Here is a 12,597-nt window from a genome sequence, read left to right as displayed (position 1 = left end):
TTCGTCGGGTGCCGAATTCGGTTCCGCAGGCGCGTCCCCAGACATTGCCAGCAATCTCACATCTGTGCTCTCACCAGTGTGCACCGGGGGCCAAGCACATGCGGAAACGCGATTCTCCGCGTCGGCGTCCGGCCCGAAAATCGTTGGGTGGTAGCGCCAAATCGCGGTTTGCCCGGGCCGCTCGATGAGAGGGGACACCCGAAGGTGTGGTTGACTACACGAGCACTGCTGCGCGCGACGCATGCAGTCGGACCCAATTCGGGGATGCGTCCAATCGGAGAAATGCGCCGAAAGGCCGAAAAGAAGGATGAGGAAGCAAGGATGACGCTTGTCGACAGGTTTCGCGGCGCCGTGGCGGGTATGCCACGACGGCTCGTGGTGGGGGCCGTTGGCGCGGCCCTGCTCTCGGGTCTGATTGGCGCCGTGGGGGGCTCGGCGACCGCCGGGGCGTTCTCGCGCCCGGGTCTGCCGGTGGAGTACCTGCAGGTTCCCTCGGCCGCAATGGGCCGCGACATCAAGATTCAGTTCCAGAGCGGCGGCGCCAACGCGCCCGCGCTCTACCTGCTCGACGGCATGCGCGCGCAGGACGACTACAACGGCTGGGACATCAACACCCCCGCGTTCGAGTGGTACAACCAGTCGGGCATCGCCGTTGTCATGCCGGTCGGCGGGCAGTCCAGCTTCTACTCCGACTGGTACAAGCCCGCCTGCGGTAAGGCCGGCTGCACCACCTACAAGTGGGAAACCTTCCTGACCAGCGAGCTGCCCGCGTACCTGCAGGCCAACAAGCAGGTCAAGCCGACCGGCAGCGCCGCCGTCGGTCTGTCGATGGCCGGTTCGTCGGCGCTGATCCTGGCCGCCTACCACCCGAACCAGTTCGTCTACGCCGGCTCGCTGTCGGCGCTGCTGGACCCCTCGCAGGGCATGGGGCCGTCGCTGATCGGCCTGGCCATGGGCGACGCCGGTGGCTACAAGAAGGACGACATGTGGGGGCCGTCGAGCGACCCGGCCTGGCAGCGCAACGACCCGTCGCTGCAGGTGGCCAAGCTCGTGGGCAACAACACCCGCATCTGGATCTACTGCGGTAACGGCAAGCCGTCCGACCTCGGTGGCGACAACCTGCCCGCCAAGTTCCTCGAGGGCTTCGTGCGGACCAGCAACCTGAAGTTCCAGGACGCCTACAACCAGGCCGGTGGCCACAACGCGGTGTTCAACTTCGACGCCAACGGCACGCACGACTGGCCGTACTGGGGCTCGCAGCTGCAGGCGATGAAGCCGGACCTGCAGTCCACGCTGGGCGCGACGCCCGGCGCCGGCCCGGCTACCGCCGCGGCCGCCGGCAACCAGGGCACCGGCACCTAAGATATCGCACCCCTACTGACGGCGGCTATCCCACGGTAGCGCCGCCGTTGGTTTATCGGCGCCCGGGTGTGGTCTATTTCACTACCCGCGGGACGGGACGCTTGCGTCGCTGGCTAATGTGCAGACAGCGACTAGACGATGGAGGGTGGACATGAGGGTCGTGCGGGGTCTGTCAACGTTGCTGTTCGGCGTGGTTCTGGCCTTGGGGATGACGGGCCCCGTCGGGACGGCCCGCGCGGCGGGCTACGAAACCTTGATGGTTCCATCGGCGGCGATGGGCCGTGACATTCCGGTGGCCTTCCTGGGCGGCGGTCCGCACATGGTGGTGCTGCTGGATGCGTTCGACGCCGCGCCCGACGTCAGCAACTGGGTCACCGCGGGCAACGCGATGAACACGCTGGCCGGCAAGGGCATCTCGGTCGCGGCGCCCGCCGGCGGCGCCTACAGCATGTACACCAACTGGGAGAACGACGGCAGCAAGCAGTGGGACACCTTCCTGTCCAGCGAGCTCCCCAACTGGCTGGCCGCCAACAAGGGCCTGGCGCCCGGCGGCCACGCCGCCGTCGGCGCCTCCCAGGGCGGCTACGCCGCGATGGCGCTGGCCGCCTTCCACCCCGACCGCTACGGCTTCGCCGGCTCGCTGTCCGGCTTCCTGTACCCGTCGAACACCACGACGAACGGTTCGATCCTCGCCGGCCTGCAGCAATTCGGCGGCGTCGACGGCAACGGCATGTGGGGCGCCCCGCAGCTGGGCCGCTGGAAGTGGCACGACCCGTACGTGCACTCCTCACTGCTGGCGCAGAACAACACGCGCGTGTGGGTTTGGAGCCCCACCACCGACGCCGCCAGCGATCCCGCCGCCATGATCGGGCAGGCCGGAGAGGCGATGGGCAACAGCCGGATGTTCTACCAGCAGTACCGCAGCACCGGCGGGCACAACGGCCACTTCGACTTCCCGGGCGGCGGCGACAACGGCTGGGGCTCGTGGTCGGGCCAGCTGGGCGCCATGTCGGGCGACATTGTCGGAGCGATCCGCTAGGACGGCGCCGCCGCGAGGCCCGGGGCTGCGCCCCGAAACGCCGGTACCGTGTAGGAAAGTGCAGCAGGGGGCGGGACGTCCGCTTGCCTGGAACCGAGCTGCGATCGACCGACTCTGCTAGCAGGAGAACATGACGACGAGCGCGCGGCGCAAGCGCCACCGGACCCTCGCCTGGATCGCCGCCCTGGCCGTGGCGGGCGTCGTGCTGCTGGTCGTCGTCGCCGTCATCATGCTGCTGCGCAACCCCGAATCCCCGCCGAGCGCGGTGCCCCCCGGCGTCCTGCCGCCGACCTCCACGACGACCCATCCGCACAAGCCGCGGCCGGCGTCCCAGGATGCCTCGTGCCCCGACGTGCAACTGATCAACGTTCCGGGCACCTGGGAGTCCGCCCCGCAGGACGACCCGCTCAACCCGGCGCAGTTCCCGAATGCGTTGCTGCACAAGGTGACCATCGATCTCTCCCAGCAGTTCCCGTCCTCGCGGGTGCAGAGCTTCACCACCCCCTACACGGCGCAGTTCCACAATCCGCTGAGCGGCGACACGCAGATGTCCTACAACGAGAGCCGGGCGGAAGGCACCCGCGCGACCGTGCAGGCGTTGACCGACATGAACAACAAGTGCCCGCTGACCAGTTACGTGCTGATGGGCTTCTCCCAGGGCGCGGTGATCATCGGCGACATCGCCAGCGATATCGGCAACGGCCGCGGACCCGTCGACGACGACCTGGTGCTCGGCGTGACGTTGATCGCCGACGGCCGCCGCCAGGACGGCGTGGGCAACGACGTCGGGCCCAACCCGCCGGGCGAGGGCGCCGAGATCACGCTGCACGAGGTGCCGGTGCTGTCCGGGCTGGGCCTGACCATGACGGGCGCGCGGCCGGGCGGCTTCGGCGCCCTGAACAGCAAGACGAACGAGATCTGCGCGCCGGGCGATCTCATCTGCGCCGCGCCGAACGAAGCGTTCAGCGTCGCCAAGCTGCCCGACACCTTGAACACCCTGGCCGGGGGCGCCGGGCAGCCGGTCCACGCGCTGTATGCCACGACACAGTTCTGGAATCTCGACGGGGCGCCGGCGACCGATTGGACGCTGAACTGGGCCCGAGGGCTGATCGAGAACGCGCCGCGTCCCAAACATGGGTGACGCCGGCGGCGGACATGCCGCGACGTAGGCGAATCCGTGACGCGATCGGCGGTACCTTGTGATTTGGTCTGCCGCGAGGCGGCCCTTAACATTAAGAGAAATTTAAGAGCAACCAGGACTTCGTTGCGGCCCCGATCGGGGCCGAGCTGGCTGGGACACGCACGGACCGGCGCTGCCAGGCGTGCATAGGCGGCTCGTGTATAGAGGACCCGTCGGCGAAGCCGACCGGACATGGTTGTGACAGGAGAGGGCGGCATGGCGTACCACAACCCGTTCATCGTGAATGGAAAGATCAGGTTCCCTGACAACACGGACCTGGTTCGTCACGTTGAAAAGTGGGCGAAGGTTCGCGGCGACAAGCTCGCCTACCGATTCCTGGACTTCTCCACCGAACGCGACGGTGTGGAGCGCGACATCTCGTGGTCCGACTTCAGCGCGCGCAACCGCGCAGTCGGCGCCCGCCTGCAGCAGGTGACCCAGCCCGGTGACCGCGTCGCCATCCTGTGTCCGCAGAACCTGGATTACCTCATCTCCTTCTTCGGCACCCTGTACTCCGGCAGGATCGCCGTCCCGCTGTTCGACCCCGCCGAGCCCGGACACGTCGGGCGGTTGCATGCGGTGCTCGACGACTGCACCCCGTCGACGATTCTGACCACCACCGAATCCGCCGAAGGCGTCCGCAAGTTCATCCGGGCCCGCGCCGCGAAGGAACGGCCCCGCGTCATCGCCGTCGACGCGGTGCCCAACGAGGTCGCCGCCACCTGGCAGGTGCACGACGTCGACGAGGGCACCACCGCCTACCTGCAGTACACGTCCGGTTCCACCCGGGTGCCGACCGGCGTGCAGATCACCCACCTGAACCTGCCCACCAATGTGCTGCAGGTGCTCGTTGCCCTGGAGGGCACCGAAGGTGACCGGGGGTGCAGCTGGCTGCCGTTCTTCCACGACATGGGCCTGATCACCGCGCTGCTCTCGCCGGTGCTCGGCCACAGCTTCACTTTCATGACGCCGGCCGCCTTCGTGCGCCGGCCCGGCCGCTGGATTCGCGAACTCGCCCGCAAGCCTGGGGAAACCGGCGGCGTCTTCTCCGCCGCGCCAAACTTCGCCTTCGAACACGCCGCGGTGCGCGGCCTGCCCCGCGACGACGAACCACCACTGGACCTGAGCAACGTAAAGGGCATCCTCAACGGCAGCGAGCCGGTGTCGCCGGCCTCGATGCGCAAGTTCTACGAGGCGTTCGCGCCGTACGGCTTGCCGGAGACGGCGATCAAGCCGTCTTACGGGCTGGCCGAGGCGACGCTGTTTGTCTCGACCACCCCCCAGGACGAGGCGCCGACGGTCATTCACGTCGACCGTGACGAGCTGAACAACCAACGGTTCGTCGAGGTGGCGCCCGACTCGCCGAAGGCCGTCGCGCAGGTCTCCGCCGGCAAGGTCGGCGTCGACGAGTGGGCGATCATCGTCGACCCCGACACGGCCAGCGAGCTGCCCGACGGTCAGATCGGCGAGATCTGGTTGCACGGCAACAACCTCGGCGTCGGCTACTGGGGCAAGGAGGCGGAGACCAACGAGACCTTCCGCAACATCTTGAAGTCGCGCATCAGCCAGTCACACGCCGAGGGCGCCGAGGACGACGGGTTTTGGGTCCGCACCGGCGACTACGGCACCTACTTCAACGGCCACCTCTATATAGCGGGCCGCATCAAGGACCTGGTCATCATCGACGGCCGCAACCACTACCCACAAGACCTCGAGTACTCGGCGCAGGAAGCCAGCCGGGCGCTGCGGACCGGCTACGTGGCCGCCTTCTCGGTCCCGGCCAACCAGCTGCCCCAGGAAGTGTTCGACAACCCGCACGCCGGCATCAAGTACGACCCCGAGGACACCTCCGAGCAGCTGGTGATCGTCGCCGAGCGCGCCGCCGGCTCGCACAAGCTGGACTACCAGCCCATCGCCGATGACATCCGGGCGGCCATCGCCGTGCGGCACGGGGTGACCGTCCGCGACTTGCTACTGGTGCAGGCCGGGACCATCCCGCGCACCTCCAGCGGCAAGATCGGGCACCGCGCGTGCCGCGCCGCCTATCTCGACGGAAGCCTGCGCAGCGGCGTCGGTTCCCCGACCGCCTTTGCCGTTACAGACGATTGAACCCAGGAACCATGACTGACATAGACGAATCCCAGGAGAATCTGCCCGCCAAGAAGACCGAGCTTACGGTCCCCGAGATGCGTCAATGGCTGCGCAACTACGTCGCCACGGCCACCGGGCAGTCGCCCGATTCGATCGACGAGTCGGTGCCGATGGTCGAGCTGGGCCTGTCGTCGCGCGACGCAGTGGCGATGGCCGCCGACATCGAGGACATGACCGGCGTCACGCTGTCGGTCGCGGTGGCGTTCCAGCACCCGACCATCGAATCGCTAGCCACCCGGATCATCGCGGGCGAACCCGAACGCGACCTGTCGGGCGACGACGTCGTCGACTGGTCGCGCAACGGCCCGGCCGAGCGCGTCGACATCGCGATCGTGGGCCTGGCCACCCGCCTGCCCGGCGACATGAACAGCCCCGACGAAACCTGGCAGGCGCTGATCGAGGGCCGCGACGCCATCACCGACCTGCCCGAGGGCCGCTGGGAGGAATTCCTGGAGGAGCCGCGGCTGGCCGAGCGGATCGCCAAGGCCCGCACCCGGGGCGGCTACCTGAAGGACATCAAGGGCTTCGACTCCGAGTTCTTCGCGATCGCCAAGACCGAGGCCGACAACATCGACCCCCAGCAGCGGATGGCGCTGGAGCTGACCTGGGAGGCGCTCGAGCACGCGCGCATCCCGGCGTCGAGCCTGCGCGGCGAGGCCGTCGGCGTGTACGTCGGCGTCTCCAACCACGACTACGGCTTCCTGGCCATCTCCGACCCGACCGCCGCGCACCCCTACGCGATCACCGGTAACTCGCCGTCGATCATCGCGAACCGGGTGTCCTACTTCTACGACTTCCGCGGGCCTTCCGTCGCCGTCGACACCGCGTGCTCGAGCTCGCTGGTGGCGATCCACCAGGCCGTCCAGGCGCTGCGCAACGGCGAGGCCGACGTCGCGGTGGCCGGCGGCGTCAACGCGCTGATCACGCCCGCGGTGACGCTGGGCTTCGACGAGATCGGCGCGGTGCTGGCCCCCGACGGCCGAATCAAGTCGTTCTCCTCGGACGCCGACGGCTACACCCGCTCGGAGGGCGCCGGCATGCTGGTGCTCAAGCGGGTCGACGACGCGCGCCGCGACGGCGACCAGATCCTGGCCGTGATCGCCGGCACCGCGGTCAACCACGACGGCCGGTCCAACGGCCTGATCGCGCCCAACCAGGACGCGCAAGCCGACGTGCTGCGCCGGGCCTACAAGGACGCCGGCATCGATCCGCGCACCGTCGACTACATCGAGGCGCACGGCACCGGCACCGTCCTGGGCGACCCCATCGAGGCCGAGGCGCTGGGCCGGGTCATCGGCAGGGGCCGGCCGGCCGACCGTCCGGCGCTGCTGGGCGCGGTGAAAACCAATGTGGGACACATGGAGTCGGCCGCCGGTGCGGCCAGCATGGCCAAGGTGGTGCTGGCGCTGCAGCACGACAAGCTGCCGCCGTCCCTCAACTTCGCGGGCCCCAGCCCGTACATCGACTTCGACGCGATGCGCCTGAAAGTCATTGACAAGGCGACCGATTGGCCGCGCTACGGCGGCTACGCGCTGGCCGGCGTGTCGAGCTTCGGCTTCGGCGGGGCCAACGCGCACGTGGTGGTGCGCGAGGTCCTGCCCCGCGACGTCATCGAAAAGGAGCCGGAACCCCAGGCCGAGGCCAAGGCGGCCACCGAAACGGCCGAAGCGCCCACGTTCGAGGCGCATTCGCTGCGGTTCGACGACTTCGGCAACATCATCCCCGACGCCTCCGCGGCGGTCGAAGAGGAAGAGCCCGACCTTCCGGAGGTCACCGAAGAGGCGCTGAGCCTCAAGGAGGCCGCGCTGGAAGAGCTTGCGGCGCAAGAGCTTGCTGAGGGTCCGTCCAAGCCGGTGGTCCCCTTGGTCGTCTCGGCGTTCCTGACCTCGCGGAAGAAGGCCGCGGCCGCCGAGCTCGCGGACTGGATGGAAAGCCCCGAGGGCCAGGCGTCGTCGCTGGAATCGATCGGGCGGTCGCTGTCGCGCCGCAACCACGGCCGCTCGCGCGCGGTGGTTCTGGCGCACGACCACGAGGAGGCCGTCAAGGGCCTGCGCGCGATCGCCGACGGCAAGCAACGGCCGAACGTGTTCAGCGTCGACGGGCCGGTGAGCGACGGCCCGGTGTGGGTGCTGGCCGGTTTCGGTGCGCAGCACCGCAAGATGGGCAAGAGCCTGTATCTGCGCAACGACGTCTTCGCGCAGTGGATCGAGAAGGTCGACGCGCTGGTCCAGGACGAGCTGGGCTACTCGGTGCTCGAGCTGATCCTGGACGACTCGCAGGACTACGGCATCGAGACCACCCAGGTCACCATCTTCGCGATCCAGATCGCGCTGGGCGAGCTGCTCAAGCATCACGGCGCCAAGCCCGCCGCGGTGGTCGGCCAGTCGCTGGGCGAGGCCGCGTCGGCGTACTTCGCCGGCGGCCTGTCGCTGCGCGACGCCACCCGGGCCATCTGCTCCCGCTCCCACCTGATGGGTGAGGGCGAGGCGATGCTGTTCGGCGAGTACATCCGGCTGATGGCCCTGGTGGAGTACTCCGCCGAGGAGATCAAGACGGTGTTCTCCGACTTCCCCGACCTTGAGGTGTGCGTCTACGCCGCGCCCACCCAGACCGTCATCGGCGGCCCGCCCGAGCAGGTGGACGCGATCATCGCCCGCGCGGAATCCGAGGGCAAGTTCGCCCGCAAGTTCCAGACCAAGGGCGCCAGCCACACCTCGCAGATGGACCCGCTGCTGGGCGAGCTCGCCGCGGAGCTGCAGGGCATCAAGCCGATGAGCCCGACGTGCGGGATCTACTCGACCGTGCACGAGGGCAGCTACATCAAGCCCGGCGCCGAGCCCATCCACGACGTCGACTACTGGAAGAAGGGGCTGCGCCACAGCGTCTACTTCACCCACGGCATCCGCAACGCCGTCGATTCCGGGCACACCACCTTCGTCGAGCTGGCGCCCAACCCGGTGGCGCTGATGCAGGTGGGCCTGACGACGGCGGACGCCGGCCTGCACGACGCCCAGCTGATCCCGACGCTGGCGCGCAAGCAGGACGAGGTCGAGTCGATCGTCTCGACCCTGGCGCAGCTGTACGTCTATGGCCACGACCTGGACCCGCGGACGCTCTTCACCCGCGCCGCTGGGCCCCAGGACTACGCGAACATCCCGCCGACCCGGTTCAAGCGAAAGGAGCACTGGCTGGACGTGCACGTCGCCACCAGCAGCGGCTCGGCGCTCATGCCGGGCAACCACGTCGCGCTGCCGGACGGCCGCCACGTCTGGGAGTACACGCCCCGGGGGCTGACGGACCTGGCGTCGCTGGTGAAAGCCGCTGCGGCCGAGGTCCTTCCGGACGCGCAGCTGACTGCCGCGGAGGAGCGCGCCAAGCCGGGGGAGGGCTCTCGCCTGGTGACCACGCTGACCCGGCATCCCGGTGGCGCGTCGGTCCAGGTGCACGCCCGCATCGACGAGTCGTTCACGCTGGTGTACGACGCGCTGGTGACCCGGGGCGGCACCGAGTCGGTGCTGCCGGTCGCGGTGGGCGTCGGCACCGCGATCGCGGCTGCCGGCAACGGGGCCGTCGCGGAGGCTCCCTCCGAGAGCCCGCAGGAGGAGGCGCTCGGCGACAGCCTGACCAACCGCTACATGCCGGCCGGCTTCACCAAGTGGTCACCGGATTCCGGCGAGACCATCGCCGACCGGCTGGGCGCAATCGTCGGCGCCGCAATGGGTTACGAGCCTGAGGACCTGCCGTGGGAGGTGCCGCTGATCGAGCTGGGCCTCGACTCGCTGATGGCGGTGCGGATCAAGAACCGGGTCGAATACGACTTCGACCTGCCGCCGATCCAGTTGACGGCCGTGCGCGACGCCAACCTCTACGCCGTCGAGAAGCTGATCGAGTACGCGGTCGAGCACCGCGACGAGGTCGAGCAGCTGGCCGAGCACCAGAAGGCGCAGACGGCGGAGGAAATCGCTAGGGAGCAGGCCGAATTGCTCAGCGGCGCCACGCCCACCTCGGTGGCGGCGCCGGCCCCCGACCCGCAAGCGCCGCCGGCGTCGGGCCAGCCGGTCCCGCCGCCGCCGACCGACCCGTCGGGCCCCGCGGCCACCGGAACCAATGGCGCACAGCCGAATCTGGCCGGCGCGGCCGAGGCGCTCAACTCCGAGGCGGTCGCCAAGGCGCTCAACTCCGACGTGCCCCCGCGCGACGCGGCCGAGCGCGTCGCCTTCGCCACGTGGGCGATCGTGACGGGCAAGTCGCCGGGCGGCATCTTCAACCCGCTGCCTAAGCTGGACGCCGACGCCGCCGCCAAGATGGCGCAACGGCTTTCGGAGCGCGCCGAGGGTCCGATCACCGCGGAGGACGTGCTGGCGTCGGAGAACATCGAGGCGCTGGCCGAGAAGGTGCGCGAGCACCTGGAGGCCGGGGTGGTCGATGGTTTTGTGCGCACGCTGCGGGCGCGCGCCGAGGGCAGCACCAAGACACCGGTGTTCGTGTTCCACCCGGCCGGTGGCTCGACGGTGGTCTACGAGCCGCTGCTCAACCGCCTGCCGACGGACACGCCGATGTACGGCCTCGAGCGCGTCGAGGGCACGATCGAAGAGCGTGCGGCGCAATACGTTCCGAAGCTCATCGAGATGCAGGGCGACGGGCCCTATATTCTGGCGGGCTGGTCGCTCGGCGGCGTGCTGGCCTATGCGTGCGCGATCGGGCTCAAGCGGCTGGGCAAGGACGTCGAGTGGGTCGGGTTGATCGACGCGGTGCGCGCGGGCGAGGAGGTTCCGCAGACCAAGGAGGAGATCCGCAAGCGCTGGGACCGCTACGCCCGGTTCGCCGAGAAGACGTTCAACGTCACCGTCCCGGAGATCCCCTACGAGCACCTCGAGCAGCTCGACGACGAGGGCCAGATCCGGTTCGTGCTGGAGGCGGTGAGCCAGAGCGGGGTGCAGATCCCGGCCGGGATCATCGAGCACCAGCGCACGTCGTACCTGGACAACCGGGCCATCGACACCGCCCAGATCCAGCCGTACGACGGGCACGTCACGCTCTACATGGCCGATCGCTACCATGACGACGCGATCATGTTCGAGCCGCGCTACGCCACCCGCAAGCCCGACGGTGGCTGGGGCGAGTACGTGTCCGACCTCGAGATCGTGCCGATCGGTGGCGAGCACATCCAGGCCATCGACGAGCCGATCATCGCCAAGGTCGGCGCGCACATGACCCAGGCGCTGAACAAGATCGATGCCGAACGGCAGCAGGACAAGTCCGAACAGGTTAGGTAGGCAAGTAGTGACGGAGACCGTGCCAGCTCCAGCGCCCGTTCAGCACACCACCGCGGAGAAGTTGGCCGAGCTGCACGCTCGCCTCGAGCTGGCCAAGGAGCCCGGCGGCGAGAAGGCCGCCGCCAAGCGCGACAAGAAGGGCATCCCGAGCGCCCGCGCCCGGGTGCACGCGCTGGTCGATCCCGGCACGTTCTTCGAAGTCGGGGCGCTGGCCAAGACCCCGAACGACCCGAACGCGCTCTACGGCGACGGGTGCGTCACCGGCCACGCCATGATCGACGGCCGCCCGGTCGGGGTGTTCTCCCACGACCAGACGGTGTTCCAGGGCACCGTCGGCGAGATGTTCGGCCGCAAGGTGGCCCGGCTGATGGAATGGTGCGCGATGGTCGGGTGCCCGATCATCGGTATCCAGGACTCCGGCGGCGCCCGCATCCAGGACGCGGTCACGTCGCTGGCGTGGTACGCCGAGCTCGGCCGACGCCACGAAGCGCTGTCCGGCCTGGTGCCCCAGATCTCCCTCATCTTCGGCAAATGCGCTGGGGGAGCGGTGTATTCGCCGATCCAGGACGACCTGCTCGTCTCGGTGCGTGACCAGGGCTACTTCTTCGTGACCGGGCCCGACGTGATTCGGGAGGTCACCGGCGAGGACGTCACCCTCGACGAGCTCGGCGGCTCCGACGCGCAGGCCCGCTACGGCAACATCCACCAGGTCGTCGACTCCGAGGCCGAGGCGTTCCAGTACGTGCGCGACTTCCTGTCGTTCCTGCCGTCGAACTGCTTCGACAAGCCGCCGGTCGTCAACCCCGGGCTGGAGCCGGAGATCACGCCGACCGATCTGGAGCTCGACTCAATCGTGCCGGACTCCGACAATGCCGCCTATGACATGCACGAGATCCTGCTGCGCATCTTCGACGACGGCGACTTCCTCGAGGTCGCGGCCCAGCACGGGCCGGCCATCATCACCGGCTACGCCCGGGTCGACGGGCGCCCGGTCGGCGTGGTCGCCAACCAGCCCGTGTACCTGGCCGGGTCGATCGACAACGAGGCCTCCGACAAGGCGGCCCGGTTCATCCGGTTCTGCGACGCGTTCGACATCCCGCTGGTCTTCGTCGTGGACACGCCCGGCTTCCTGCCCGGCGCCGAAGAGGAGAAGCGGGGCATCATCAAGCGCGGCGGCCGGTTCCTCTACTCGGTGGTCGAGGCCGACGTGCCGAAGGTGACGATCACGATCCGCAAGTCCTACGGCGGCGCGTACGCCGTGATGGGCTCCCGGCAGCTGACCGCCGACTTCAACTTCGCCTGGCCGACCGCGCGCATCGCGGTGATCGGCGCCGAGGGCGCCGCCCAGCTGCTGATGAAGCGGTTCCCCGACCCGACGACGCCCGAGGCGCAGCAGATCAAGAAGGACTTCATCGAGGGCTACAACCTCAACATGGCGATCCCGTGGACCGCCGCCGAGCGGGGCTTCATCGACGCGGTCATCGACCCACACCAGACCCGGCTGCTGCTGCGCAAGTCGATGCACCTGCTGCGCGACAAGCAGCTGTGGTTCCGCGTCGCGCGCAAGCACGGCCTGATTCCGGTCTAGT

Annotated in this window: 6 protein-coding genes; all 6 read left to right on the top strand. The window is 68.9% G+C overall.

The features are described 5' to 3' along the window. Nucleotides 1–321 precede the first annotated feature (321 nt). The 6 genes from ag85A (at nucleotide 322) to AC5Y7V_RS00825 (ending at nucleotide 12,596) form a co-directional block, all read left to right on the top strand. Complete coding sequence (ag85A, locus tag AC5Y7V_RS00850; RefSeq protein ID WP_499878164.1) at nucleotides 322–1,362, top strand: diacylglycerol acyltransferase/mycolyltransferase Ag85A; 1,041 nt, start codon at nucleotides 322–324, stop codon at nucleotides 1,360–1,362. A gap of 160 nt (nucleotides 1,363–1,522) precedes the next feature. Continuing rightward, entirely contained in the window at nucleotides 1,523–2,401 is an 879-nt protein-coding gene (locus AC5Y7V_RS00845; protein WP_499878887.1) for an alpha/beta hydrolase-fold protein, read from the top strand. A gap of 130 nt (nucleotides 2,402–2,531) precedes the next feature. Continuing rightward, nucleotides 2,532–3,542: a carboxylesterase Culp6 gene (culp6, locus tag AC5Y7V_RS00840; protein ID WP_499878163.1), complete on the top strand. Its 1,011-nt coding sequence runs from the start codon at nucleotides 2,532–2,534 to the stop codon at nucleotides 3,540–3,542. A gap of 255 nt (nucleotides 3,543–3,797) precedes the next feature. After that, a complete protein-coding gene (fadD32, locus tag AC5Y7V_RS00835; protein WP_499878886.1) occupies nucleotides 3,798–5,690 on the top strand; it encodes a long-chain-fatty-acid--AMP ligase FadD32 in 1,893 nt (630 codons plus the stop codon). 11 nt (nucleotides 5,691–5,701) lie between these two features. Next, entirely contained in the window at nucleotides 5,702–11,008 is a 5,307-nt protein-coding gene (gene pks13 / locus AC5Y7V_RS00830) for a polyketide synthase Pks13 (protein ID WP_499878162.1), read from the top strand. Next, nucleotides 10,968–12,596 carry an acyl-CoA carboxylase subunit beta gene (locus tag AC5Y7V_RS00825; protein ID WP_499878161.1) on the top strand — a complete coding sequence of 543 codons (1,629 nt, stop codon included), beginning with the start codon at nucleotides 10,968–10,970 and terminating at the stop codon, nucleotides 12,594–12,596. The genes pks13 and AC5Y7V_RS00825 overlap by 41 nt, the downstream gene beginning before the upstream one ends. The last annotated feature ends 1 nt before the right edge of the window (nucleotide 12,597 follow it).

The sequence above is a fragment of the Mycobacterium sp. NGS34 genome (genome assembly GCF_059812845.1).
The sequence above is the reverse complement of the archived record's forward strand: the minus strand, read 5'-3'. Positions and strand labels throughout refer to the sequence as shown.